Annotated in this window: 25 protein-coding genes; 18 read left to right on the top strand and 7 right to left on the bottom strand. The window is 58.1% G+C overall.

What is annotated here, in order from left to right:
• Positions 1-28: 28 nt before the first annotated feature.
• From RE428_RS11315 to RE428_RS11300, 4 genes are all read right to left on the bottom strand, one after another.
• The gene (locus RE428_RS11315; protein ID WP_004582119.1) at positions 29-487 is read right to left on the bottom strand and encodes a SixA phosphatase family protein; all 459 of its coding nucleotides are present in this window, start codon (positions 485-487) and stop codon (positions 29-31) included.
• Between the two features lie 59 nt (positions 488-546).
• Positions 547-1,614, bottom strand: a complete 1,068-nt coding sequence (locus tag RE428_RS11310) for an NAD(P)H-dependent glycerol-3-phosphate dehydrogenase (RefSeq protein WP_040882666.1) — start codon at positions 1,612-1,614, stop codon at positions 547-549.
• 171 nt (positions 1,615-1,785) lie between these two features.
• Complete coding sequence (locus tag RE428_RS11305; RefSeq protein WP_004582117.1) at positions 1,786-2,274, bottom strand: STAS domain-containing protein; 489 nt, start codon at positions 2,272-2,274, stop codon at positions 1,786-1,788.
• A gap of 1 nt (position 2,275) precedes the next feature.
• Positions 2,276-3,520 (bottom strand): PP2C family protein-serine/threonine phosphatase, encoded by a 1,245-nt coding sequence (locus RE428_RS11300; RefSeq protein ID WP_004582116.1) that lies wholly within the window; start codon positions 3,518-3,520, stop codon positions 2,276-2,278.
• Between the two features lie 298 nt (positions 3,521-3,818).
• On the opposite strand from RE428_RS11300, the gene RE428_RS11295 reads away from it, so the two are divergent.
• Positions 3,819-5,285, top strand: a complete 1,467-nt coding sequence (locus tag RE428_RS11295; RefSeq protein WP_004582115.1) for an HD domain-containing protein — start codon at positions 3,819-3,821, stop codon at positions 5,283-5,285.
• 9 nt (positions 5,286-5,294) lie between these two features.
• Here the strand turns inward: RE428_RS11295 and RE428_RS11290 are convergent, their stop codons facing one another.
• Positions 5,295-6,347, bottom strand: a complete 1,053-nt coding sequence (locus RE428_RS11290; protein WP_040883464.1) for an NAD(P)/FAD-dependent oxidoreductase — start codon at positions 6,345-6,347, stop codon at positions 5,295-5,297.
• Positions 6,348-6,562: 215 nt separating this feature from the next.
• Between RE428_RS11290 and RE428_RS11285 the strand changes: the two genes are divergently transcribed.
• From RE428_RS11285 to RE428_RS11240, 10 genes are all read left to right on the top strand, one after another.
• Positions 6,563-7,522 (top strand): acyl-CoA desaturase, encoded by a 960-nt coding sequence (locus RE428_RS11285; protein ID WP_040882664.1) that lies wholly within the window; start codon positions 6,563-6,565, stop codon positions 7,520-7,522.
• Complete coding sequence (locus RE428_RS11280; protein WP_004582112.1) at positions 7,519-7,953, top strand: nuclear transport factor 2 family protein; 435 nt, start codon at positions 7,519-7,521, stop codon at positions 7,951-7,953. Before RE428_RS11285 ends, RE428_RS11280 begins: the two co-directional genes overlap by 4 nt.
• Positions 7,950-8,750, top strand: a complete 801-nt coding sequence (locus RE428_RS11275; protein WP_004582111.1) for an SDR family NAD(P)-dependent oxidoreductase — start codon at positions 7,950-7,952, stop codon at positions 8,748-8,750. The genes RE428_RS11280 and RE428_RS11275 overlap by 4 nt, the downstream gene beginning before the upstream one ends.
• Positions 8,747-10,009 (top strand): NAD(P)/FAD-dependent oxidoreductase, encoded by a 1,263-nt coding sequence (locus RE428_RS11270; RefSeq protein ID WP_004582110.1) that lies wholly within the window; start codon positions 8,747-8,749, stop codon positions 10,007-10,009. Before RE428_RS11275 ends, RE428_RS11270 begins: the two co-directional genes overlap by 4 nt.
• Positions 10,010-10,011: 2 nt before the next feature.
• A complete protein-coding gene (locus RE428_RS11265; RefSeq protein WP_004582109.1) occupies positions 10,012-10,902 on the top strand; it encodes a DUF1365 domain-containing protein in 891 nt (296 codons plus the stop codon).
• Complete coding sequence (locus RE428_RS11260) at positions 10,890-12,143, top strand: SAM-dependent methyltransferase (protein ID WP_004582108.1); 1,254 nt, start codon at positions 10,890-10,892, stop codon at positions 12,141-12,143. Before RE428_RS11265 ends, RE428_RS11260 begins: the two co-directional genes overlap by 13 nt.
• 2 nt (positions 12,144-12,145) lie before the next feature.
• On the top strand, positions 12,146-12,670 hold the full coding sequence (locus RE428_RS11255; RefSeq protein ID WP_004582107.1) for a DUF2878 domain-containing protein: 525 nt from the start codon (positions 12,146-12,148) through the stop codon (positions 12,668-12,670).
• Complete coding sequence (locus tag RE428_RS11250) at positions 12,667-13,425, top strand: hypothetical protein (protein ID WP_004582106.1); 759 nt, start codon at positions 12,667-12,669, stop codon at positions 13,423-13,425. The genes RE428_RS11255 and RE428_RS11250 overlap by 4 nt, the downstream gene beginning before the upstream one ends.
• A 235-nt stretch (positions 13,426-13,660) precedes the next feature.
• Positions 13,661-14,473 carry an exodeoxyribonuclease III gene (gene xthA / locus RE428_RS11245; protein ID WP_004582105.1) on the top strand — a complete coding sequence of 271 codons (813 nt, stop codon included), beginning with the start codon at positions 13,661-13,663 and terminating at the stop codon, positions 14,471-14,473.
• Between the two features lie 64 nt (positions 14,474-14,537).
• Entirely contained in the window at positions 14,538-15,164 is a 627-nt protein-coding gene (locus tag RE428_RS11240) for a TetR/AcrR family transcriptional regulator (protein WP_004582104.1), read from the top strand.
• A 125-nt stretch (positions 15,165-15,289) separates the two neighbouring features.
• On the opposite strand, the gene RE428_RS11235 is transcribed toward RE428_RS11240, so the two are convergent.
• Entirely contained in the window at positions 15,290-15,730 is a 441-nt protein-coding gene (locus tag RE428_RS11235; RefSeq protein ID WP_004582103.1) for a phasin family protein, read from the bottom strand.
• A gap of 513 nt (positions 15,731-16,243) precedes the next feature.
• On the opposite strand from RE428_RS11235, the gene RE428_RS11230 reads away from it, so the two are divergent.
• The 7 genes from RE428_RS11230 (at position 16,244) to gabT (ending at position 22,532) form a co-directional block, all read left to right on the top strand.
• A complete protein-coding gene (locus RE428_RS11230; protein WP_004582102.1) occupies positions 16,244-16,573 on the top strand; it encodes an ArsR/SmtB family transcription factor in 330 nt (109 codons plus the stop codon).
• Positions 16,570-17,010 carry a YeeE/YedE family protein gene (locus RE428_RS11225; RefSeq protein ID WP_004582101.1) on the top strand — a complete coding sequence of 147 codons (441 nt, stop codon included), beginning with the start codon at positions 16,570-16,572 and terminating at the stop codon, positions 17,008-17,010. Before RE428_RS11230 ends, RE428_RS11225 begins: the two co-directional genes overlap by 4 nt.
• On the top strand, positions 17,010-17,465 hold the full coding sequence (locus RE428_RS11220; RefSeq protein WP_004582100.1) for a YeeE/YedE family protein: 456 nt from the start codon (positions 17,010-17,012) through the stop codon (positions 17,463-17,465). Before RE428_RS11225 ends, RE428_RS11220 begins: the two co-directional genes overlap by 1 nt.
• A 132-nt stretch (positions 17,466-17,597) precedes the next feature.
• Positions 17,598-18,032, top strand: a complete 435-nt coding sequence (locus RE428_RS11215) for a protein tyrosine phosphatase family protein (RefSeq protein ID WP_004582099.1) — start codon at positions 17,598-17,600, stop codon at positions 18,030-18,032.
• A 12-nt stretch (positions 18,033-18,044) separates the two neighbouring features.
• A complete protein-coding gene (locus tag RE428_RS11210; protein WP_004582098.1) occupies positions 18,045-19,790 on the top strand; it encodes a SulP family inorganic anion transporter in 1,746 nt (581 codons plus the stop codon).
• A 149-nt stretch (positions 19,791-19,939) separates the two neighbouring features.
• Positions 19,940-21,031 carry a ferrochelatase gene (gene hemH / locus RE428_RS11205; RefSeq protein WP_040882661.1) on the top strand — a complete coding sequence of 364 codons (1,092 nt, stop codon included), beginning with the start codon at positions 19,940-19,942 and terminating at the stop codon, positions 21,029-21,031.
• A 226-nt stretch (positions 21,032-21,257) separates the two neighbouring features.
• The gene (gene gabT, locus RE428_RS11200) at positions 21,258-22,532 is read left to right on the top strand and encodes a 4-aminobutyrate--2-oxoglutarate transaminase (RefSeq protein WP_004582096.1); all 1,275 of its coding nucleotides are present in this window, start codon (positions 21,258-21,260) and stop codon (positions 22,530-22,532) included.
• A 103-nt stretch (positions 22,533-22,635) separates the two neighbouring features.
• Here gabT and RE428_RS11195 read toward each other — a convergent pair whose 3' ends face one another.
• A complete protein-coding gene (locus RE428_RS11195; RefSeq protein WP_004582095.1) occupies positions 22,636-24,240 on the bottom strand; it encodes a methyl-accepting chemotaxis protein in 1,605 nt (534 codons plus the stop codon).
• Positions 24,241-24,406 lie beyond the last annotated feature (166 nt).

The following is a 24,406-nucleotide window of genomic DNA, read 5'->3' as shown; positions in this document are numbered from 1 at the left end:
CTGATAATGTGCCTACGATGGAGCGGCCTCAGGCCAGGAACTGGGCCTTGAGGTCGCCGCAGCCAGGACCAATAATCGGTAGGTCCAGCACCAATGCCTGACTGGTCATAAAAGGGATGCCCCGGCGATGCCCATCCACAAAAAGCGTGGACAGCGCACCCACTAGCGGCATGTGGGAGACGATCATCAGGGTTTCGGGCAACGCCTCCTGCTCCGCTAAAAGGGCATCCAGGCATTCGCCGGGATCGTCGTCGGGCGTCAGGAAGGGACGTTCGAGTATGGGGACGTTGAGGACTTCGGAAACGATCGACGCGGTCTGCTCGGCGCGAACCAGCGTGCTGCACCAGATCACGTCCGGACGCCAGCGCGACGAGGCAATTTGGCTGGCCACCCGCGCACTGCCCATCCGACCTGACTCGGTGAGTTCGCGGGCCTGATCCAGGCTATGCCAGCCTGCTTCTCCATGGCGCATGATAATCAGGTACACCGAGCCCTCCTTTCCTCCAGGCCTTCTTGAATGTTCGCCTTTCTTGCGTGATCAGCCGGTTAAGAGGATGTCGTTCGTGGCAGGATGAACTCCACGTCCGAATTCTGCACGGCCATCATCAAGCCATTGATAACGTCTCGAATCGCGGCGCCGCCGTAGAGAATCTTGTACATGCCTCCGACCAACGGCATCGGAACGCCCATGTCCTCCGCCTTCTCCTTAACCAGCAGCAACGTGCGGATACCTTCTGCCACCTGGCCCAACTCGGCCGCGGCCTCATCCAGCCCCTGCCCCTTACCGACAGCATAGCCGATGCGGAAGTTCCGGCTTTTGGACGAGCTGCAGGTCACGATCAGGTCCCCCACGCCAGCCAGCCCCATAAAGGTCATGGGATTGGCACCCAGGCTGACGGCAAAACGACTCATCTCCGCCAGGCTGCGGGTAATCAGCATGGCCTTTGCGTTTTCGCCGAGATCCAGTGCCGAGGCAAGACCGGCCACGATAGCGTAGATATTCTTCAGCGCCCCGGCCAGTTCAACGCCATAGACATCGACATTGGCATAGACACGGAAATATTCGCAGCCCAACAGCGACTGAACCACGTTACGAACGTCCGGGTCCTTGGCGGCAATCACGGTCGCCGTAAGATCACGGTTGGCGATTTCCTGAGCCAGGTTGGGCCCGCTCAACACACCGATCTTCGACCTGGGAATCTCTTCCTGAAGGATCTCGCTCATCAGGCGAAAGCCGTCCTTCTCGATACCCTTGGTCAGGCTGATCACGGCCTGTCCGGCTTCGAAAGCACCAGCGTGTTCACGGATAACGGTGCGGAAGGCTTTACTGGGAATAGCCACGAAAACCGCCACGGCACCAGCGACGGCGGCCTCGAGATCGGTTGTCGGCAGAATGTCGCCCGACAACGAGACATCCGGCATGTAACGGCTGTTGATCCCGGTCTCGCGAATTTCCTTCACCTGGTGCTCATCGCGCATCCAGAAATGTACGCGGTGGCCATTCTCTGCCAACACCTTCGTCATCGCCGTACCGAAGCTGCCGCCGCCCAATACGGCTACGTCCATGGTCTCCTCGGACGAATGCTGACGGGCTGATGAAGTTTGTTCAGACATGAAAATTCCGTGATGGTTATAGGGCCAGGTATATGAAGATGGATACTGTCGGCGCACTTTCCCTGACGTTAATGTCGGCTGCGCCAAGAGTCAGGACACGCACCCAAACGGCTGCATGGATCCAGGATTGCAGGATCGGAAACTGCCGAATCCGTAATTAAGATGGGCCGGTCAGGATTCTTCACACTCCAGTGCCCGTACCAGATTCTTGAACTCCTCCCGATTCCGACTGTTCATGCCCATAAGGATCCTGTGAGCATCGAGCACCTTATCCCGAACCTGCTGTTCGCTGGCGCGCAGCACCGGAATCTCCTCCAGCTCTTCAATACGCGAAGCGGGCTCGCGCACGATGATGAAGATCTTGTCGAAGCCCATGGAGGTGATGATGCGAGTTACATCGGGATTGGTGGAAATCAGTGTGGGGAGGAAGTGGGAACGTTTCTCCGCCGCCATGGCAATCTTGGCCAGGAGACCGAGGGTGGTGCTGTCGATGATATCGGTCTCGGTCAGGTCGATGACCACCGTACGGAATTCCGGATTACTGGTGATGGACTCGACAAGGCTATCCAGCGTCGAACACAAGTTCAGTCGGATCTCACCGATGAACTTGAGGACGTAAATACCCTGTTGTTCAGCTTGCAATATCTTGTAGCTAGACATGTCAGTTCGCTGCTACCCGGTTGTCTGCCTCACGGTCGTCAGCCACTGGTTCTTCAGCCACTGTTCCTTCAACTACGTCCGTCACTGTCACGATAGCAATATCGTCCGGTAATTCTGTGATTTCATCGAGATTGAGGGCATCGCTGAGCGATGCGATAGTGTGACGACCTCCTGAAACGAGTTCAAGTAGTCGCTGCTCCTTTTCATCAAGGTTTTTCGCCCTGATGACTTCAAGGATCCCGTCTGAAAACAGAATCAGCCGGAAAGGGCCATCCAGCGGCGTTTCGTAGAGATCCCACTGGGGATTTTCGAATAGACCGACCGGCAAGCCATTTCCTTCCAGAAAACGACAGTTGCCTTTTCCGTCAGCCAGTATCGGCATCGGGAAATGGGCGCCCACGGCATACGTCAGTTTGCGTGCCTGTTTGTCTATGATACCCGCAAACACCGTGAGGTGCTTACCCAGACCGGTATCCAGCAGTTCCGAGTTGATACGTTCCAGGAATCGGTCCGGGTGAAGGATGTCATCACTGGAGCCTCTCTTTATATTACGTTGGAGGCGATTGGTCAGATTTTTCAAGAGCACGGTTACAAAAGCAGAGCTGGCGCCGTGTCCGGACACGTCGGCGATATAGACCAGCGTGCGGTCATCGTCGAGCTTGAAATAGTCTAGAAAATCACCACTTAGATACAGTGATGGTTTGATTAAATGCTCAATGGAAAGCCATGACGATTCGTAGTGGCGATCCGGTAGCATCTTGAGCTGCACCTTCCGACCCGCGTTCTGGTCGGCCCGCAGCTCGGCGATACCCGCCCGGAGATCGCGGTTCGCATCTTCCAGTTCCTGCCGGTAGACCTGGTTGAGCCGCGACACACGCACACGGTCGAAAAGCTTTGCGAGCACATCGTCGAGTGCTTCAGTATCCCGATAGGGCTTGATGACGAAATCAGCGGCGCCAGAGCGCAGCGCCAGGACCACTTCTTCTGCCGACGTTGCCGCGCGGGAGGCAACAACAGGCACGAAAGCGTCTTCCAGGTCGAGTTGGTGGACAAGCTTGTGAATGGCTTCGGGCGGTACATCGGCGAAGATGGCGTCAGGGAGTGTATCTTCGAACAGGGCGGCGGCAGTCTCCAGATCGGCATGAATGCTGACATAGAAGCCCCGGGATTCCAGTAGGCGTTCGAGTTCCTTAGCGGCCCCGGCGTCCGGATCGATGATCAGAATGCGCTCAGTGCGCGATCCCATTGGATACTACCTCCGACAACACTCGCGAATCCTCAGGTCTGCCGACCCTAACCCCGGCGATGGGGTCGATCAAGGACTCCCAACGACGACAACGTACCGCCCTTTCCGCTATTCTGGCATGGCGGTGCGATATAACAAGCAACGCTTTGCAAAAGTCCTGGCGTTTTAGGTAACCCCGGGAATCCGGTTGAAACACGATAAACCCGATGAAACATCTCAGTCGGCTGAGTCAGGTTAAGTCGATTGATCCGGAAGCCGGTTAAAACACGGGCTACAGCCACAGGAGGCCATTGCAGTAATGCGTAATGCCATTGACGACCTGCTTGGAGCCTATGACAAGCTGATCATGGATCCGGTTCACGGCGGCATTCCCCTCTATCGCCATGAGATCCAGGTGATCGATCACCCGCTGTTCCAGCGCCTGCGCAACATCTGCCAGAACGACATCCTAAGCCTCGTATTCCCCGGTGCAACCCATTCCCGCTTCCTGCACAGCATTGGCGTGATGCACGTGGGCAGCCGCATGTTCCGCTCGATGATCAATGCCTACCTGCGGGAGCGGCAATTGAGCAGCCAGGTATCGCTGACCATGACGCAACTGGATGCTATCGACTACCTGGCGAAGATCATCCGGCTGGCCTGCCTGCTGCACGACTCGGGACACTCCAGCTTTTCACATCAGTTCACCCAGGCTCGACGCATCAAGGAGCTGATGGCCCGCCCAAACCGCTTCGAAGACCTTTGGGTAGACGTGGATATACGGGGTATATATGCCGAACCGCCGGAGGAACTGGAGCACGAACACTATTCGGTCCGTGTGGCCTATGACGTACTGAACAGCGTCGACCTGGCCAGTGCCGGGCTCCACCGGGACGACGTGCTTGGCATCATGGAAACGACCGACGTTACGCCGTCGGGAACCTTCTGCGAGCATGCCGAGACCTTCTGGTCCTTCATTGCAGGACCGGACGCCAACGCAGGTGCACTACAGGACACGTCGACACCACGGCTGGTGATGGACCTGCTGTCGTCAATCGTATCCGGCGAGATCGATGCGGATCGTGCGGACTACATGCTACGGGATGGTTTCCACTCGTCGGTCACCATCGGTGGCTTCAACCTGGATCACCTGCTCAGCAACCTGCGTTTCGGTTGGACCGTAGAGGAACCCTGGCTTGGCTTGGCCATCACCCATAAGGGCCTGGGAGCACTGGAAGACTTCGTCTATAGCCGGCACCAGATGTACCGCAAGGTATACGCGCATAAGACCGCGCTCGGCTTTGACTGGCTGTTGCGTGAAGCGATCAACGAGGTGCTCGATGATACCGAAACCTTCGAGTGGGTCGATCTCTGCCTGAGCCGGATGGATCATTTTGCCGAATTGACCGATAACTTCTTCTGGGAGGCATTCCGCCGCAAGGCCCGCCGGGAGCCGAAAAGCTATTCGAAGTGCATCGTCGACCGCGTCAAGCTAGAGCACCTGGACACCCTGGAAAACCTCGACGCCTCTGGCCAACAGGTTCACTGCCAGCAGTTGGCCGCCAGCCTCGGCACCGACAGCTCGGAGGTGGTCACCTGCACGATGCGTGCCCGCTTCTCCAACATCCAGGACAACTTCAACGGTATCAAGGTCCTGGTTCGCGAACCGGTATCGGGTAAACGCCACCTGCGGCGTATTACCGATGTCAGCGCGTTCTTCACCAAGTTCGGCGATGGCACCATTACCCATTTTTACCGCCGTCCGAAAATACTGCGGTCCCGTTGAACCGAGTATTCAGCGAATGGCGCCGCGTTGCCGTAGCTCGTCCAACAGGCTCCCGGCGCTTTCGAATGCCCCTTCCACGCGTCCACCCTGTAGCCAGTCCCCGCAAAGCCCCACCCGTAATACCGGGTACCAGCGGTGCCCTGGAGCCTTCTGGTCGCTCGCAGTCTTCGCGTAGAGCCAGCGATGGATGCGGCTTTCCTCTGCCCGGACTGGGGCATCGATCACCTCAGCGAAGCCGTTGAGCATCTGTTCACGGACCCAGTCTGCTGAGGCATGCTGATGCATTTCCGACCAGTCAGCCCTGGCATGGAGTACCCACCAATCGCCTTCGACTCCACCGTCCGCTTTGCTCGCCCGCCCAGGTTTGCTTGAATTGTTGGCCGCCCATTGCAGGATCGGATGCTCCGCACTCAACCCATCACCGTCGAACGGTACCGGCTCGGAAAACCGGGCGGCCACGGTCCAGCATGCCTGCAGAGGATAGTCATGGAATACCGGGTCCTGTAGGGAAATATCCAGCCCCGAGTCGATCATTAAATCCCGGGCCTGCGCGGGCGGCGTCGTAACGATAACCGCGTCGAAATGCCCTTCCACCTGTTCATCGGCATCGAATACCAACCACTTCTGGTTTTCGTCCCGCGCGAGATGACTGATGCGGGTTTCAAAGCGGATATCCAGGCCGGCAGACAGAGCCCGGGAAATGGCGGTCATTCGCGGTACCCCAACGTAGCGCGTGCTGGCGCGAAAAGCTGTCCAGCGCTTATCAGGCGTTTGGTAACGCAGCTTTCCGTCCCACTGAGCGTAGCAATCCTTGCCAGCGTAGGTGTCGAGGAACTCGCGAAAATCGTCGGAACGAATCGTGAAATACTGCGCGCCGATATCGATTGCGCCATCACCCACTCGCTTGGCCGCCAATCGCCCGCCAGGGCCTCGGCTCTTCTCGAAGAGGACAACGCTCACCCCGGCGTCTTTCAGGCGTGTCGCAGCAGTCAATCCACTCATCCCTGAACCGATAATCGCGACTGAACGTATGAGATTGGCAGACTCGCTTGTGTTAGCCATTTTGATTTTGTGCATCCAAATATTTGGTTTTAAACGTATAGTTTCTGTCGTTTCGGTTTATGTCGAGAGTGCTTTCATCGACAGGGAGTCCCATCGCGAAGAGCCGCCCACACGTGAAGCCAGGGATCGAGGCTTACGTTGGATTAACCGCGCTGACAGCGCTAATTGGCCGTCTGGCAGGCCACCTGTTTACCCGTGTAAAGGCGTCGACTTCAATGACTCGAGTTCAACATTGTCTTTATAGCATTCAGAGGTGGTTCGACTCTGAAGCCCATTCAGATCACCTGGACCGTGGCTCGCGGCGCTTCAACGCGGTCAGGGTGCTCCCTTTCCTAGCACTTCATGCGTTGTGTCTGCTGGCCTTCTACACCGGCGTCAGCCTGTTCGCCGTGGGCTTTGCTGCTGCCTTTTTCCTTCTACGCATGTTTGCAATCACCGCCTTCTATCACCGCTATTTTTCACACAAGACATTCAAGACGAGCCGCGGGTGGCAATTCGTCTTTGCACTTCTCGGCGCAAGCGCGGCCCAACGCGGTCCGCTCTGGTGGGCGGCCCACCACCGGCATCACCATCAGCATTCGGATGCACCGGAAGACCTGCATTCACCGCAGCATGGCGGCTTCTGGTGGTCCCACATCGGCTGGTTCACCTGCGATGCCGGGTTTGTCATGGACGAGCGCCGGGTGCGGGACTGGCTCAAGTATCCGGAACTGCGGTTCATTAATCGCTTCGATGCGCTGGTGCCGGCCGCTTGCCTGGCCCTGATCTACGGCATAGGTGAAGTACTTGCGGTCTGGGCGCCCGGCCTGCGCACCAACGGCCTGCAGCTGGTCGTCTGGGGTTTCTTTATTTCAACGGTGCTGCTGTTTCACGCTACCGTGTCCATCAATTCTCTCGCCCACGTTTGGGGACGGCGCCGTTTCGAGACGCCGGACGATAGCCGCAACAATTTCTGGCTCGCGCTGATAACCCTGGGTGAAGGCTGGCACAACAACCATCATCGCTGGCCCCTCAGTGCCCGCCAGGGTTTTCGTTGGTACGAGATCGACGTGACTTACTACTTGCTGTGGAGCATGGAAAAACTCGGCATCATCCACGATCTCAACCGTTTACCGGAAAAAATCCGGGATGAAACCGTCAAGCTGGATCGCGAACACGCCAGGAGGCTGTCATGAGTTCAACCTTTTCCCCGTGTCTGGACCGGTTTAAGGCCCTGTTCAACGAAATGTCGGCTCATCAACTGGGTGAGCTGGATGATGTCTACGCACAGGACGTGATATTTACCGATCCGTTCGTTTCGGTCCACGGCCTCAACGAACTCGGCAGGTACTTCACCAGCGCCTATGCCAACGTTATCAGTTGCAGCTTCGACTTCGACGAAGCGGTCCGCGGCGAGCAAGGCGTGTGCCTGCCCTGGACCATGACGCTACAGCACAAGCGCATCCGTCGCGGACAGCCCGTCCAGGTGGAAGGCATCAGCCGATTGCGCATCGTCGACGACAAGGTCGTCCTGCATCGCGACTACTTCGATGCGGGGCAGTTACTCTACGAAAATGTGCCGGTGCTCGGTACCGCCGTGCGCTGGCTAAGGAAATACGCAGCATGAGTGAACGGCATCACGTGCTCGATGTTCCCGCGACCATCTGGCTGACCGGCGCCACGTCGGGCATCGGCAACCATCTGGCAGAAGCCCTGCTCAGGGACGGGCATCATCTCATCGCCAGCGGGCGACGAAGGGAACCCCTGGAACAGTTGGCGTCCCGCTTCCCTCATCAGGTGACCGTTGCCCCGGCTGATACGACCGATGCCCACGACCTCACGAGGCTGAAGGAAACCTTCGAGGCCCAGGCCCCGGTACAGATGGCGATTCTCAACGCCGGCACTTGTGAATACCTGGACGTCAGGCATTTCAGTGCCGAGATTGTCGAGAAGAACATGACCACCAATTTCACCGGCTCCGTGCGTAGTGTGGAAGCGGTATTGCCCGCATTGCGCGAAGCCCGCCAGCAGGACTTGCCGGCGCATCTGGTGATCGTCAGCTCGTCTGCCTGGTGGTTTCCATTCGGACGCGCAGAGGGCTACGGTGCCTCCAAGGCAGCGCTGACCTATTTTGCCCAGTCCCTGCGCGCGGACCTCGCGCTGGAGGGCATCAAGGTCACGGTGGTCTCGCCAGGCTTCGTGAAGACCCCGCTCACCGAGAGGAACGACTTCCCCATGCCCTTCCTGATCCAACCGAACGATGCGGCGGATCGTATTCTCAAGGGGCTGAAAAAAGGTGCTACGGAAATCGACTTCCCCAAACGTTTCACGCTGACACTGAAACTGCTCGGCGCCCTGCCACAGCGACTGGTCGATGCCATGGCCGCCCGCATGACTCGCAAATCCCGGGAAGATAACCCATGAACCAACGACAACGCATCGCTGTTATTGGCAGCGGGGTGGCTGGCCTGACCAGCGCCTGGCTCCTCGCTGACCAACATGATGTCACTGTCTTCGAAGCCGAAGATTACGCCGGTGGCCATACCAATACGCGACCGGTCACGCTCGACGGAAGGGAATGGCCGGTCAACACGGGCTTTATCGTATTCAACGACTGGACCTACCCAAATTTCATCAAGCTGATGGATCGCCTGGGCGTCGAGTCGGAAGAAAGCTCCATGAGTTTCAGTGTGGCCGACGACCGATCAGGACTCGAATACAACGGTACCAGTCTCGATACCCTGTTTGCCCAGCGCCGCAATGTCGTGAATGTCCCCTTCATCCGCATGATCACGGAAATCCTGCGTTTTAACCGTCAAACCCGGGCCGACCTGCACGCCGACCGTATTTCCGACAGCGAAACGCTCGGGGACTATCTCAGCCGTAATGGCTATTCCCGCTATTTTCGCGACTTCTACATCGTGCCCATGGGGGCTGCCATCTGGTCGGCACCGGAGATCATGCTGGAACAGTTTCCGGTGCGCTTCTTCCTCCAGTTCTTCAACAATCACGGCATGCTTTCCGTTGACGATCGTCCAACCTGGCGCGTACTGACGGGAGGCTCGGTCAGCTATGTGAGGCGTATGATGGATAAGCTGGGCGGTAGCGTCCGGATCAATTCGCCGGTATCCGGCGTCAGACGATACGGGGACCGGGTTGACGTGGAATCCGGCGGGCAAATGGAGAGTTTCGACCAGGTCGTCATCGCCTGTCATAGCGACCAGGCGCTGGCCATGTTGAGAGATCCAACCGACGCCGAGCGCGACATCCTCGGCGCCATCGGGTACCAGGAGAACGACGTCGTCCTGCATACGGACAGCCGCTTACTGCCGAACAACCGAAAGGCCTGGGCGGCGTGGAACTACTTTATTCCGGAACATAGCACTGAGCCGGTTTCGGTCACCTATAACATGAACATCCTGCAGAATTTCCATGAGGCCCCGGAAACCTTCTGCGTCACACTGAATCGCAGCCAGGCCATCGATCCCCGGAAGATCATCGAGCGTTATCGTTACGCCCACCCGGTATTTACCCTCGATGCGGTGCATGCGCAGCAGCGGTATGGCGAGATCGGCAATAATAACCGGACCCACTACTGCGGCGCCTATTGGTTCAACGGGTTTCACGAAGACGGCGTGCGCAGCGCACTGCGGGTGACCGAAGCGTTCGGCGTAGGACTGTAAGGATGGATACCCGCCCCCTCAATAGCCAGTGGCTCAGCGGCCGGATCCGCCACCGCCGCTTGCGCCCGGTTCATCATGTTTTCCAGTACAACACCGGTATGTTGGCACTGGATCTGGACGAGTGGCACCGCGTGGGCGCTTTAAGCCGCTGGATGTCGGTCGAGCGGCGTAACTGGATATCCCTGCGACGGGCGGACTATTTTCGGCCCGAAGAGCCGGATCTCAAGACGGCGGTCCAGGACCAGGTCCAGCACGCAACCGGTTGGCGTCCCGACGGACGCATTGAGCTGATTACCCATCCACGGTACTTGGGGTACGTATTCAATCCCGTCAGCTTCTATTGCTGCTACGCCGCTGGGGAATCCTCCATGGAAGGCGCCGTGCCGAAAGTCATCGCGGCGCAGATCACCAATACCCCCTGGCGGGAGCGCCACATCTACGTGTTGGAAAGCGCCCCGGTGCAGCAAGGCAAGGCTGGATGGACTAGCCAGCGATTCGTATTCAGCAAGCGATTCCATGTCTCGCCCTATAACCCGATGGATCAGGAATACCAGTGGCTGTTCAGCTTCCGCGGACCTGAGTTGCGTATCCATATGAACGTAAACCGGGAAGGACAGAAGGTTTTCGATGCAACGCTTGAAGTCCAACGTACCCCTCTCGCTCGTAAAACAGTGCATAGCCACATCCGGCGCTTTCCGCTGGAAACGCTCAAGGTCACCGGTGGTATCTATTGGCACGCCCTGAAGCTAAAACTCAAGGGCGCCGTATTTCAGAACCACCCCGACAAACTCGATCACGAAGACCCGGCCTACCGCCGGGGCCGTGAAGACCAGGGTCAGCGGGTCGATACCGCAGTACCCGGCACTGGAAAGGTAAGCTCATGGAGAACCTGAATACTGCCCGTTCCTCCTCGCGCGCATCACCCCTCAGCGACTGGGCACGAGCGATCGTCTGTAAACAGCTGGAACTACTCGAAGCCGGTCGGTTGCGTGTCGTCGAGCATGGCCAGGCAGAGCGCACCTTCGGCGATGGCGATACGCGGTTCGACCTTGCGGAACTGCACATCCACGATGCTTCCGCCTGGCGTGACCTTCTCACCGGAGGCAGTATCGGTGCAGCTGAGGCCTATGTAGCTGGTGACTGGAGCACGCCGGACCTGACGGCCCTGCTGCGGTTCTTCACTCGGAACGTGGACCGGATGAACGCCTTCGAGGACCGTTTCAGTTGGGTAACCAAACCCGCTTTGAAAGGTCTGCACTGGCTCAACCGCAACAGCCGCACCGGCTCACGCAAGAACATCGAGGCCCATTACGACCTGGGAAATGCACTGTTCGAACTGTTCCTCGATCCCACCCTGATGTATTCCTCGGCCATCTATGCTGACGAGAACACCAGTCTCGACGAAGCGGCGGTGTTCAAGCTCGATCGCATCTGCCGCAAGCTCGAACTCCAACCCGGAGACCGTGTGATCGAAATCGGCACCGGCTGGGGCGGGTTCGCGATTCATGCCGCCAGGCACTATGGCTGCCACGTCACTACCACGACCATTTCCCGCGAGCAGTTCGATCTGGCAAGACAGCGTATCGAAGACGCAGGCCTGCAAGACCGCATCACCCTGCTTTTCGATGACTACCGTGACCTGACGGGACAGTACGACAAACTGGTCTCCATCGAAATGATCGAGGCGGTAGGCCCGCAGTATCTCGACAGCTATTTCCAGCAGATCAGTACCCTGCTCAAACCCGACGGCATGGCGTTGATCCAGGCCATCAACATGCCGGAGCAGCGTTACCAGCGCGCCCTGCACAATGTGGATTTCATCCAGCGATTCATCTTCCCGGGCAGCTTCATCCCCTCCTTTGGCGCCATGTTCGAATCGGTCCGGCAGCAAAGCAACCTAGTTATGACGCACGCCGAGGACTTCGGTTTCCACTACGCCCGCACGCTGAAGGATTGGCGAGAGCGCTTTATGGCAGCGCGTCAGGAAATCCGAAAGCTGGGCTATGACGAATCGTTCATTCGTCTTTGGGATTTCTATTTCTGTTATTGCGAGGCCGGCTTCTCCGAGCGTGCGATTGGCGTATCGCAGATCATGTTTGCCAAACCGGGCAACAAGCAAAATCCCATGCTGTAGCCATGATCCAACACGCGCTTGCACGTAACGTCACCAATTTCATCCTTTTCCAGGTTGGATGGCTGACATGCGTGATCTTTCCCGGGTATACGGCGGTGGCTGTCGCTGGGGGTATCGTCGTCATTCACCTTGTCCTGGTCAGCCAGCGACCGGGCCGGGAAATCCAGTTCATCCTTCTCGGTACGCTGCTGGGTTCCCTGCTGGATGGGCTTTGGTTCAAGCTGGGAGTTCTGATCGAACCGGGCGCGGGGCCACATTGGACGCCCGCATGGCTGGTGGGTTTGTGGGCGGTTTTTATGACGACGCTGGCTCACTCCCTGGCCTGGATGGGCAGGACCGTTTGGCTGCCCTTCGTGCTGGCCCCTGTTGCAGGTCCCTTCGCCTACTGGAGCGCGACACGCATCGGCCCGATCGTATTCCCGGACCTGCTGGTCAGTCTGATTGCCCTCGCCGTAGGCTGGGCCCTTCTGTTTCCCTTACTGATGCAGATGAAGCACCATTATTTCAGGGAGATCACACCGGTATGAGGCGGATTACTGCGATTCCTTCCCTGCCTGCCCTTCTGATCCTGCCATTACCGCTGATGGCGGAGACCTACCGTTTTTCAGCAACAGCCGAAACTTTCGAGGGCAAGCCGCTATACCAGGAACAACACAGTATCGGGGGCGAATGCGTAGACGGTAGATTTCGTGCCCGATCACACGCGGTCGACTACGTTGCGCTGGACAGCGAACTCGGTACGGAAGGTGAGGCATTCGCCAGCAAGTCGCTGGATTACGAGTATGGCCGCCAGCGTCCGTCCGTCGATTTCAGGCAACCGCTGTTCGACGAGCGGATGCAAATCACCAACGTCGACGACACCGAAGCCAGGATCGTCTGGAACACCCCCGGAGGTGATACGCAAAACGATACGGTGCCGCTGTCCCCGGACGTCGTGATCGACTCCGGTTTCGTCCACTTTATCCGGGACCACTGGTCGACACTCACCGACGGGCGCCAGGTCGACTTCCGCTTCCTCGCGCCCACCCGGGGCGAAGCCTACCGCTTTGTGGCCGAACCCACCGACAACCAGGAGATCGATGCCTACCTTGTGGTTTCGATGCTGCCCTCGCAGATGTTCCTGCGCTGGGTCGTCGATCCCATCCTGGTGGGTTTCGATGAGCGTGGCCGGATTACCGATTACAGGGGCCTCGGGAATATCCGCAAGGACGAAGATCGAAACTACACCGTGCATTTGCGTTACGACACCAGCGAGCCACCCTGCCCGCTATTACCTCGCTAAGAGTCACACTGAGACTTTCCTCACAGGGCGGGCACGCGGCCCCGGCCCTGAGGGATCGCTGTGTGTATCCGGCGCGGTCCCTCCTTTGCCTGAAGGGTGGCTGTGGTAGACTCTTTGGGAAATTTTGGAACCGTTTCAGCACCTTTCTGGCTTATGTCTTAACTGGCAAACGTTTCAACTGACTCACGTTCCAAACCACGTCCTTTCCGACACAAACAAGGATACCTGGCCACCCATGATCGTCGTCTCTTTCAACGTCAACAGCATCCGTACGCGCCTGCACCAGCTCAGGGCTGTGGTCGATACCTACAATCCCGACTTCATCGGCCTGCAGGAAACCAAAGTTACCGATGAGGAATTCCCGGAAGAGGAAATCCGGGCCATGGGCTACGACGTCCATTTCCATGGGCAGAAAACCCATTACGGCGTCGCCCTGCTCTCGCGCCAGACGCCCGAGGAGGTCCAGAAAGGCTACCCTTGGGATGACGGTGTCTCCCAACGGCGCCTGATCATGGGTAAGTTCAAGGTCGGCGATAGGACGCTCACCATCATCAACGGCTACTTCCCCCAGGGTGAAAACCGCGACCACCCGATCAAGTTCCCGGCCAAGCAGAAGTTTTATGCGGACTTGAACCGTTACCTCGACGACATCGCCAAGCCGGACGATCCGGTTATTGTAATGGGAGATATGAATATCTCGCCCCGGGACCTGGATATTGGCATTGGCGCCGATAACGCCAAGCGCTGGCTACGCACCGGAAAATGCAGCTTCCTGCCGGAAGAGCGCGAGTGGATGAGCACCCTGGAGAGCTGGGGACTGACCGATGTATTCCGCAAACTGAATCCGGATGAAGACAACACCTTCAGCTGGTTCGATTACCGCAGCAAAGGCTTTGAGCGGGATCCGCGTCGGGGACTGCGCATCGATCTCATCATGGCGAGCAACGGCTTGCTGCCCAAGGCCAAATCTGCAGGCGTGTCCTACGACATCCGCGGCATGGAGCGGCCTTCGGATCATTGTCCGGTGTGGGCCGAATTCGAATTGTAGTTGAGCCTGGCTCGCTCATCGCAGCAGTCCAATGGAAAGGCGCGCAAGAGCATAAAGGACGCCCATGAAGGTCAAGACCCGCGACAGGATCCTGGATACCAGCCTCACGCTGTTCAATGTGGTGGGCGAGCCCAATGTGACAACCTTGTTGATTTCCGACGAACTGGATATCAGCCCGGGCAACCTGTACTACCACTTCAAGAGCAAGGGCGACATCGTCTGCGAGCTTTTCGGCCACTATGAAGACGAGATGCTGGACTTGCTCGCCGTGCCGAAGGATGTCGACGTCAGTCTGGAACAGATCGGCATCTTCCTTCATCTCACGTTCGAGGCCATCGCGCGCTACCGGTTTCTCTACCAGGACCTCGTCAACGTGCTGTCGCGCTATGACAACCTCCAGCGGCGCTTTCGCAATATCCTCAAACTTAAACGCAAAGCGTTCGCCACCGTCTGCAATAGCCTGCGAAACCAGGGTTTAATGGGCATCAGCGATCACGAACTGGATGGACTCTGCGAGCAACTGAACCTGACGATCAGCTACTGGGTCAGCTTCGAGCTACTCTCTCACCTGGATGACAAGGACAATGTGGACCTCGGGCGAGGGGTGTTCCAGATGATCAACCTGATAACACCCTACCTGGTGGAGGACGCCAGGACGCAGGCGAGTCTTATGGCTGAAGCGTATCTTTGAGTCTGGGCTGGACCTATCGCGGGCGGAGCGCTGGCTATCTATAGGGTATCCATACCAATGCCGGTATTGACATCCAGGCAGCCACGTTGAGTCCTAACGTCAAAGGCCGCAGCGGCTAACCGGGATTAGCCCTGTTTCTTACCGCTACCTGCCTTCTGTGCAGCCTTCTTCTGCTCCTTGCGGACCGTAGCAAGTTCGGACTCCAAGGCAGCAATCCGCGATTCCAGAGCCTCTATCTCTTCCCGCCGGTGAATGCCGAGGCGTCGCAAGGCGCCCGATACGCGCTCGTCGAACAGACCTTCCAGGCGATCCCAGGTACCGGTGGCCCGTTCCTTCACCTCCTCGACCCGGCCTTCGACGTTGCGTACATGGCGTTCGACGACGCCCCGCGTCTTGCTCTCGAGTTCCTCACCCTCATGGACGAGCCGGTCGAAAAACTTGCCGGCGTCCTCCTCTGCCTTGGTATAGGCACCGAGGCCTGCCAGCCAGATTTGCCGAGCCGAATCCTTGATCTTGCCAGCAAGCTGGACATCGCGATCCTGGTCGTTCTGGTTGTCACTGCTCATAGGTCGTACTCCATGTGCCGATAGCCGGGCTGTGTTCCGCCATTGTATTACAGACGCCGCTCCGAATCAGTCACGGGCAGCCTTCCGAAAGCGAGACTACCCAGCGTTTATTTCCACCCGTTGCCGGCATATTCCCATCTCGGCGTCTGTCATAAGAGGCACTAAACAATCACTTAAATCGGTCGGTTCCGCAACGATATAAGAGCTATTTATTTAGAAGAAAATAGTTTCAACTGCGGCGGCTAAAAACTTGAGATGTCCAAAATATGATCAATACTGAGGGTTACCGGTATCCCTGCTGATGCCGGTTTGTCTGGAAGTCTTTCATGGATACTACTCGCACGCCTCTGCCCGGCCTCCCGTGCCGGGCTTTTTTTATTATCGCTTTATAGCCTTTCTCCCGTTTATTTATTTTACGACTTGCACTTTTATTTTTTCATTATATATTTTATTTAATTGTTGATAGGATGCTACGGCTCTGCCGCAACAAGAACAACAAAACGGAGAAACCCAATGACGATCGAAACAGCGCCCATCAACGTGCACGCCATGCGCAATGCCGCTGCACAGGCCAGCCATTTCCTGCGCAGTATGGCCAACGCGGACCGGTTGATGTTGCTCTGCCAGTTGAGCCAGGGCGAACTGGGCGTCAGTGATCTGGAAGAGCTGACGGGAATACGGCAGCCATCCCTGTCCCAGCAGCTGGGGATCCTGCGGCGCGAAGGCCTGATCGTTCCACGCAAGATGGGGAAGAAAGTCTTCTACAGCATCGGCGAACCCAAGGTTCTGGTGATGATACAACAGCTCTATGAACTCTTCTGCAACGAAGGACGGGGATCATGATCACTGTAGACTGGACCGCATTTACGCCTTTCAGCGCAGCCGTGGGAGGGGTATTGATCGGGCTTGCGGCCGGTGCGTTTATCCTTCTTAACGGCCGCGTTGCCGGAATCAGCGGCATACTCGGCGGCCTGCTGAAACCGGGCCGAGGCGACATAGCCTGGCGAGGCGCCTTCCTGGCGGGAATGATCGGCGCACCGGCGCTCTGGATAATCTTTAGCGCACTACCGGACATCGAGGTCAGCGCCTCGACGCCCGTTCTTGTCGCGGCAGGACTCCTGGTCGGTTATGGGACTCGCCTGGGCTCGGGTTGTACCAGCGGTCATGGCGTCTGCGGCCTGTCCCGCCTGTCGCCCAGATCCCTTGTAGCCACCCTGCTGTTTATGGGCGCCGGCTTCGCCACCGTATATGTTGCCCGCCATGTGCTTGGAGGTATGTGATGAGCTACCCGTTCAGTGCCTTCGCAACCGGACTGGTTTTCGGCATCGGCCTTCTGGTCTCCGGAATGGCCAACCCCGAAAAGGTGCTGGGATTCCTGGACCTCGCCGGCCCCTGGGACCCCTCGCTGGCTTTCGTCATGGTCGGCGCCATCCTGGTGGGACTGGTCGCGTTCACGATAGCCCGCCGCCGGGTCACAAGCTTTCTCGGGCAACCCATTCGCCTGCCGACAGCCACACAAGTGGACCGGAAACTGGTGGTCGGTGCGCTACTGTTCGGCGTGGGCTGGGGCCTGGCGGGATTCTGTCCGGGCCCGGCCCTGGTTGCGCTGGGCGCAGGTAAAGCCGAAGCCGCCATATTCGTCGTCGCGATGGTCGTCGGAATGGCGTTCCATGATCTTTTCCAGGGACGGATAGCAAAGGCAGTTTCGCCTGCCGCCGGGCAGGATATGAGATGAGTCGATCTCGCCCGGTGTTCAGGTTTACCCGCATCCAGATCGGGCTTTAAATGTTAAGCTATTGAAAATCAGAGGTTATATTCGGTGCCCGTGCCCCTCCCTGGGCTCAGGTCCTCTTCAAGGAGACGCTTTATGGAACTGCACAAGCTCGACAACGACCTTACCGTCGCGCCACAGATTACCGTCGATGATGTTGCCGAGGCGGCCAAGGCGGGGTTCAGGACCCTGGTATCGAACCGTCCGGATCATGAAGGGGAAGATCAGCCGTCAACGGATGACATTGCCGAGGCTGCGCGCCAGCACGGGATGGAATGGATTTACCTGCCGGTGCAGTCCGGCAATATCACCGACGAGGACGTACAGGCTTTCACGCCTGTCCTGCAGGATGCACCCAAACCGATCCTCGCGTTCTGCCGCACCGGCACGCGCTGCTCTACGCTTTGGGCGCTCTCCAAGGCACGCAAGGACAATATCGATAAGCTGCTACAGACCGCCCGGGCTGAAGGCTATGACCTCAGCAAGCACCGTGAGCGTATGCTGGGCCTTGCCAGTCAGATCCGCGACTGACCGTCCGGATCTATGTCGAACCGCCTACAGCGCCTGTTTCCGCCACTCGTCTGGTTGCGTGGCTATCAGCGCCATACCCTGGCGCAGGATATCCTCGCTGGCTGCATCATGACTGTCCTGGTCATCCCCCAGTCCCTGGCTTACGCCCTGCTCGCCGGGCTACCGCCGGAAACCGGACTCTATGCCAGCATACTCCCCTTACTCGGCTATACGCTCTTCGCCAGCAGCCGTACCTTGGCTATAGGCCCGGTGGCACTTATCGCCCTGATGAGCGCCACAGCCGTCGGGCATATCGTCGAACAGGGGCTTGCCGGTTACGGTGCAGCCTCCCTCGGGCTCGCCTTGATCTCCGGTATCATGCTGTTCGGAATGGGTGCCGCCCGGCTGGGCTTTATCGCCAACTTCATCAGTCATCCCGTTATTTCCGGATTTATTACCGGGTCGGCGCTGGTCATTATTGTCAGCCAGTTGGGTTCTTTGCTGGGGGTCGAAACTCACGGCGGCAACGTACTGGCACTGCTGGATTCCCTGATCTCCGGTTTCAGCGATTTCAGCGCCACCACGGCCCTGATCGGTGCCGGCGTGATTGTCTTCCTCGTCGTGTCGCGGCGCTTCGCGAAGCCCTTGCTGGAGACTTTCAAGTTTCCCAAACCCGTTGCGTCTTCGCTGGCCAGGCTGGCACCGATGGTGGCGGTGATTGCCACCAGTGCTCTGGTAGCCGGTTTTCAGCTTGGCGCGAACGGTGTAGCGGTCATTGGCGATCTGCCGCAGGGTTTACCCCCGCTGGCGATGCCCGAGCTCAACCTGGCGTTGGTCGAAGCGTTGTTGGTGCCGGCGTTCCTGATCAGCCTGGTGATCTTCGTGGAATCCACCTCGATCGCCCACCGCATGGCAGCGCGCCGTGGCGAGCGTCTCGACCCGAACCAGGAACTGATGGGGCTGGGAGCCGCCAATGTCACCTCGGCGTTTGCCGGCGGCCTGGCCGTTGCCGGTGGATTCTCGCGTTCGGTGGTGAACGACGAGGCCGGCGCCCAGACCCAGATGGCCAGTCTCTTCACCGCACTTGGCATTGGCATCGTTACGGTCTTCTTCTCCAGCCTGTTTCATTTCCTGCCGGAGGCGACTCTGGCTGCAACCATTATCGTCGCGGTCACCACCCTGGTGGACATCCGGGGGTTGCGGGAGACCTGGCGCTACTCCCGACAGGACGGCATGGCCCTGGTGGCGACCCTACTGGTTACCCTGTTGATCGGCATTACCGAGGGCATCCTTGTGGGGGTGGGCCTATCGCTGGTGCTCTACCTCTACCGGACCAGCCGCCCCCATATCGCTATCGTGGGTCGCATTCCCGGCACCGAACACTTCCGCAACGAGAAACGCTACACCGTGGAAACCGACGCACGGGTGATCATTATGCGCGTGGATGAAGCCATCTACTTCGCCAATGCCCAGTATCTCGAGGATCGCATAAGCGAGGTTTTGCGCCAGCGTCCCGGAGCGACGGACCTGATCCTGATGTGTACCGGGGTCAATACCATCGATGCCTCCGCCCTGGACATCCTGGACACCATCAATACCCGCCTCCAGTCCGCGGGATTGCGGTTCCACTTGGCCGAAGTAAAAGGACCGGTAATGGATCGGCTCCAGTCCACCCGGTTTATGGCGAACCTCTCTGGACGGGTATTCCTGAGCACGTTCGAAGGGTGGCAGACCCTCACCGCTCATCCTTCGGATCCTGGCGCCAAAACCAACTCATAGCCCAAGCTTAAACACATCAGGCAATTTATTATTTTTAGCTATAGACGTTCAGCATTGACTCGTCGCCCAAAAAAACTAATCCTTCCCGCCCAGACAAGCGTAAAGCTCGAGCTACCGCCGACACCTCTTTATCGAAGGACACGTTGAAGATGCATTATCAGGGTCCATCCGGATTCCACCACCAGCAACCTGACAGAACCGGCGTCCTTATCACCAATCTGGGAACACCTGACGCGCCAACAACCAAGGCGCTGCGCCGATATCTTAGGGAATTCCTGTCCGACCCCCGGGTAGTGGAGTTTCCCCGTATGCTTTGGTGGCTGATCCTCAATGGCGTGATCCTGCGCATACGCCCTTCCCGATCGGCGGCAGCCTACCGCAAGGTCTGGAAGCCCGAGGGCTCCCCGCTCCTCCTTCATACCGCCGATCAGTGCGAAAAACTCAGGGAACGTCTCCAGGCACGTTATGGGGACAAAGTCGTGGTGGCCTTTGCCATGCGTTATGGTTCCCCTTCGATAAATTCCGTATTGGAGGATCTCCAACGGGCCGGGGTTCGTAAGCTGGTGGTTCTGCCGCTCTATCCCCAATATTCCGGTTCCACATCGGGCTCCACCTTCGATGCAATAGCCGCAGACTTCACCCGTCGCCGTTGGCTGCCGGATTTCCGTTTTATCAGCCACTACCCGGACTACCCGTCTTATATCGAAGCCATGGCCAAACACATCGAGGCCTTCCGGAAGGAACATGGTGCAGGCGAAAAGCTGATTCTCTCCTACCACGGGGTGCCCAAGAAATACCTCCTCAGGGGCGATCCCTACCATTGCGAATGCTTTAAGACATCGCGCCTGCTGGCCGCGCGGCTGGGCCTCAACGAGGATCAGTACATGACAACGTTCCAGTCCCGCTTCGGCCGGGAGGAATGGCTGCAGCCCTATACCGACGAGACGCTCAAGGCCCTGCCGTCAGAAGGCACCAAATCGATCGACGTCTTTTGTCCGGGTTTCTCGGCGGACTGCCTGGAAACCATCGAAGAAATCAACGAGGAGAATCGAGATTACTTCATGGAAGCCGGCGGCGAGCAATTCCAGTACATCTCCGCACTCAATGCCGAAGAGCCTCATATCGACGCGCTGGAGCAGTTGATCGAAGAGAACCTTAAAGGCTGGACAGTAGGTCCTACTTCCAGCGAAGCTCTCATGGAAAGGGATCGCCGTGCGAAAGCAATGGGCGCCGAACGTTAGACCGGTGGTCGCCCTCATGTCGTGTTGCACGAATCACACGGTCACCCACTATGAAAAATTACTGCCAAAGGCTGGTAATACCCCGCGTATAACCTCTAAGTTATAGGTTGCGGGTTGTTGAATCCCAACGTGAGGCCCGTCGCCTCCAACCCGCGCATTCGGGGCCCGGTCGCAAGACCTGTCCGTCGTCCATTTCGTGACTGTCTGGCCAACCAGGAGAACGCCAATGAACAACGCTGAACTGCAAGCCCTCAAAGAAAAGTATGTTGCTTCCGGGGCTGCGAGCCCGAACAATCAATTCGCAGACCGCGCAGAGAATGCGGAAGTGTGGGATGCGGACGGTAAGCGCATGATCGATTTTGCCGGGGGTATCGGCGTGTTGAATGTCGGCCATCGCCATCCCAAGGTGGTTGCCGCGGTGAAAGCGCAGCTCGATAAGGTCATGCATACCTGCCAGACGGTGATGCCCTACGCCCCATACGTCCAACTGGCCGAGAAACTGTGCAAGATCTCCCCGGTGACCGGCGACAGCGCCAAGGCTTGCATGTTCAACGCCGGGGCCGAAGCGCTGGAGAACGCCGTCAAGATTGCACGCTGTGCGACTGGCCGTCACGGGGTAATCTGTTTCGATGGCGGCTACCACGGGCGTACCCTTATGACCCTCGCCATGACTGGTAAGGTCACCGCCTACAAATACGATTTCGGACCGATGCCTGGTGGTGTGTTCCGTGCCCAGTACCCGATTCCGTACCACGGCATCAGCGAAGAGGACAGCCTTGAAAGCCTGAAGATGCTGTTCAAGACCGACATCCCTGCCAAGGATGTTGCCGCCATCGTGATTGAGGCCGTCCAGGGCGAAGGCGGGTTCTATATCGCACCGCCCAGCTTCATGCAGGCACTGCGCAAGCTCTGTGACGAGCACGGTATCGCCCTGATCGTCGACGAGGTGCAGTCCGGCTTTGGCCGCACCGGCAAGATGTTCGCCGTCGAGCATAGCGGCGTGAAACCTGACATTATTACCATGGCCAAGAGCATGGCCGGCGGCATGCCGATCTCAGCGGTGGTGGGCAACGCCAAGATGATGGATGCGTCCGGCCCCACGAGCCTCGGCGGCACCTACAGCGGTAACCCGCTGTCCTGCGCTTCCGCACTGGCCGTGATGGATATCTTCGAGGAAGAAAAGATCCTTGAGAAGAGCGTGGCATTGGGCAAGAAGCTTGAGCAGCGGCTCACCCAATGGCAGGAAACCTTCGAACATGTGGATTTCGTGCGCAACCTGGGCCCCATGGCGGCATTCGAGCTGGTCAAGGATAAGCAGTCTCGTGATCCCGATGCCGACATGGCCGGCGCCCTGGTCAAGAAATGCAAGGAGAAAGGCCTGATCCTCCTGAATTGTGGTCTCTGGGGCAACTCGATCCGGTTCCTGATGCCCATAACCATCCAGGACGACGTGCTTGAGGAAGGTTTGAGTATCGTTGAGGAAAGCCTGAAAGAGCTGTAAAAGGCAGCATCCCCTCTAAAGGCCCGGAGCCTGACTCCGGGCCCGTCCAGCCTACTTCACGCTCCCGAACCTGGTTTCTCGCGCTCGCAGCCTTCCAATTGTTCTAGATCTGGAAACGGGCGATCAGGGCCTGGAGTGATTCGGACTGCTCTCGCAGTTGGACACTCACCGCCGTGGTGTTGCCCACATGTTGCTCGAGCCCCTGGGAGCTTTCGCCCAACGCGTCCGCGCGCCGGCCGACACGGCCAATCTCCTCTCGCTGCACGACAATGGCTTCGTCCACTTCGTTGGTAAAGTGCTTGAGATCATCGAACGTGTCCTTGAGGGCGACGAGGTGGGTCTTCAGGGTGCCAAGTGTTTCCCGGTTGCTGTCGCCCGCCGCACGCGTCTCATCCAGCAAACCGTGGGCACTGTCGACCTGTTCGACCAGTTCGCTTACCCACTGCCGAATCTGGCTGGTGGACTCTCCGGTTCGGCGGGATAGATTGCGCACCTCGTCCGCCACGACCGCAAAACCACGTCCCTGCTCACCCGCGCGGGCCGCCTCGATCGCGGCATTGAGCGCCAGCAGGTTGGTCTGTTCGGCAATATCGGCGATAACGCTGATTACCTGTTCGATCTTTTCGCTGGAGCCCCGCAGCGCTTCGATAGCCGTAGCGACCCGGCCGATCACATCAACGGCATGTTCGGCCGCGTGCTCACTCTCACGCAACTGGTTCTGCACATCGTCGTTGCCAGACACCGCATCGGTCACCTTCTGGCGCGAATCCTGCGCGGAGCGCTCGATTTGAGTAGCACTTTCGGTAATCGCAGACATGGAAGACACCACGTCCTTGATCTGGGAATGGGTGTTTGCCGATGAGCGATGCACCGCGTCGGCCTGCTCGTCAAGGGAGGCGGAACGTTCCTGCAAGGCCAGGGCTGCACCTGTGACGTCGCCGACGAACGTCTTGAATTTGTCGATCAGACCGTTGATGGCCAACGCAACGGAGGTGACTTCGTCCTGGCCTGAAATCGGGAGCGGCGTGGACAGGTCCGAAGCCGATTCCATCTTGCGAAGGCGGCTGGCGATGGCCTGCAGGCGCGTGGTTACGGTTTTGCGTAACCACCAGGTCAACAACAGAATGACGACAAGCACGACCACTGCGCCAACCACCAAATAACGTTGCTGCTGATCGAGAAAGGCCAGAAGGGCTTCGGAGCCGCTATCGGTTTGCAAACGCCCGGCAGCGCGCTGCTCGTCGATAATTGCCAGCATCGGATCGATGGCGGGATAAAGCTGGAAATCGACCACCTTGCCGACGGAGTAATAACTTTGCTCGTTGATACCCTCGCGCATTTGCGTCAGTAGTTCCAGCACCGCCGCATGCTCTGCCTCGTGGGATTCAGCCCAGGCTTTCATGCGGGGATTGTCGATTGCACGCTGCCATTGCACGTTGATGGCTTTGGAGGTCTCCTCGAAGGCCGCGTTGATCTCTTCCCAAAGCAGCAGTTGAGCCTTGATCTTATAGGCCAGGTCCTTGAGCTGGCGATGGCTCCGATCGAGATCGGTCAACAGCCAGACGTCGGCCATTTCTTCACGCACGAGTCGGTCCGTTGCCTTTTCTGCCTCATGCACGACCGACATGGACAACCATGCCAATCCGGCCAAGGCTAAAAGACAGAACCCGGAGAAAATCACAAGGCGCAGACGGACAGTCAGCTGCATAACGTGAACTACCTCTCATTAAGTTCAACGTGAGCCTATGCGCCCAATATGTCAGTTTTATTGCAGTCAGGCGGCAAGTCTTTGACCTGCCATGTAATAACTGAATTTTTACTGGATTTGACAAAACAGAGCCGTCGAAAGAATCAGGCTCTTTATTCCCGGGGGG

The sequence above is a fragment of the Marinobacter nanhaiticus D15-8W genome (assembly GCF_036511935.1).
GTDB lineage: Bacteria > Pseudomonadota > Gammaproteobacteria > Pseudomonadales > Oleiphilaceae > Marinobacter_A > Marinobacter_A nanhaiticus.
Note: the sequence above shows the minus strand (reverse complement) of the source record. Positions and strands in the feature narration are given on the sequence as shown.

Excerpts from the sequence above, each read along its gene's own strand:
- RE428_RS11240 (WP_004582104.1), top strand. The coding sequence starts at position 14,538 with ATGAAGGTCAAGACCCGCGACAGGATCCTGGATACCAGCCTCACGCTG.
- gabT (WP_004582096.1), top strand. The coding sequence starts at position 21,258 with ATGAACAACGCTGAACTGCAAGCCCTCAAAGAAAAGTATGTTGCTTCC.
- RE428_RS11235 (WP_004582103.1), bottom strand. The coding sequence starts at position 15,730 with ATGAGCAGTGACAACCAGAACGACCAGGATCGCGATGTCCAGCTTGCT.
- RE428_RS11255 (WP_004582107.1), top strand. The coding sequence starts at position 12,146 with ATGATCCAACACGCGCTTGCACGTAACGTCACCAATTTCATCCTTTTC.
- RE428_RS11265 (WP_004582109.1), top strand. The coding sequence starts at position 10,012 with ATGGATACCCGCCCCCTCAATAGCCAGTGGCTCAGCGGCCGGATCCGC.
- RE428_RS11260 (WP_004582108.1), top strand. The coding sequence starts at position 10,890 with ATGGAGAACCTGAATACTGCCCGTTCCTCCTCGCGCGCATCACCCCTC.
- RE428_RS11220 (WP_004582100.1), top strand. The coding sequence starts at position 17,010 with ATGAGCTACCCGTTCAGTGCCTTCGCAACCGGACTGGTTTTCGGCATC.
- RE428_RS11275 (WP_004582111.1), top strand. The coding sequence starts at position 7,950 with ATGAGTGAACGGCATCACGTGCTCGATGTTCCCGCGACCATCTGGCTG.
- xthA (WP_004582105.1), top strand. The coding sequence starts at position 13,661 with ATGATCGTCGTCTCTTTCAACGTCAACAGCATCCGTACGCGCCTGCAC.
- RE428_RS11250 (WP_004582106.1), top strand. The coding sequence starts at position 12,667 with ATGAGGCGGATTACTGCGATTCCTTCCCTGCCTGCCCTTCTGATCCTG.
- RE428_RS11295 (WP_004582115.1), top strand. The coding sequence starts at position 3,819 with ATGCGTAATGCCATTGACGACCTGCTTGGAGCCTATGACAAGCTGATC.
- RE428_RS11215 (WP_004582099.1), top strand. The coding sequence starts at position 17,598 with ATGGAACTGCACAAGCTCGACAACGACCTTACCGTCGCGCCACAGATT.
- RE428_RS11285 (WP_040882664.1), top strand. The coding sequence starts at position 6,563 with ATGACTCGAGTTCAACATTGTCTTTATAGCATTCAGAGGTGGTTCGAC.
- RE428_RS11230 (WP_004582102.1), top strand. The coding sequence starts at position 16,244 with ATGACGATCGAAACAGCGCCCATCAACGTGCACGCCATGCGCAATGCC.
- RE428_RS11305 (WP_004582117.1), bottom strand. The coding sequence starts at position 2,274 with ATGTCTAGCTACAAGATATTGCAAGCTGAACAACAGGGTATTTACGTC.
- RE428_RS11270 (WP_004582110.1), top strand. The coding sequence starts at position 8,747 with ATGAACCAACGACAACGCATCGCTGTTATTGGCAGCGGGGTGGCTGGC.
- RE428_RS11290 (WP_040883464.1), bottom strand. The coding sequence starts at position 6,347 with ATGGCTAACACAAGCGAGTCTGCCAATCTCATACGTTCAGTCGCGATT.
- RE428_RS11225 (WP_004582101.1), top strand. The coding sequence starts at position 16,570 with ATGATCACTGTAGACTGGACCGCATTTACGCCTTTCAGCGCAGCCGTG.
- RE428_RS11310 (WP_040882666.1), bottom strand. The coding sequence starts at position 1,614 with ATGTCTGAACAAACTTCATCAGCCCGTCAGCATTCGTCCGAGGAGACC.
- RE428_RS11300 (WP_004582116.1), bottom strand. The coding sequence starts at position 3,520 with ATGGGATCGCGCACTGAGCGCATTCTGATCATCGATCCGGACGCCGGG.
- RE428_RS11280 (WP_004582112.1), top strand. The coding sequence starts at position 7,519 with ATGAGTTCAACCTTTTCCCCGTGTCTGGACCGGTTTAAGGCCCTGTTC.
- RE428_RS11210 (WP_004582098.1), top strand. The coding sequence starts at position 18,045 with ATGTCGAACCGCCTACAGCGCCTGTTTCCGCCACTCGTCTGGTTGCGT.
- hemH (WP_040882661.1), top strand. The coding sequence starts at position 19,940 with ATGCATTATCAGGGTCCATCCGGATTCCACCACCAGCAACCTGACAGA.
- RE428_RS11195 (WP_004582095.1), bottom strand. The coding sequence starts at position 24,240 with ATGCAGCTGACTGTCCGTCTGCGCCTTGTGATTTTCTCCGGGTTCTGT.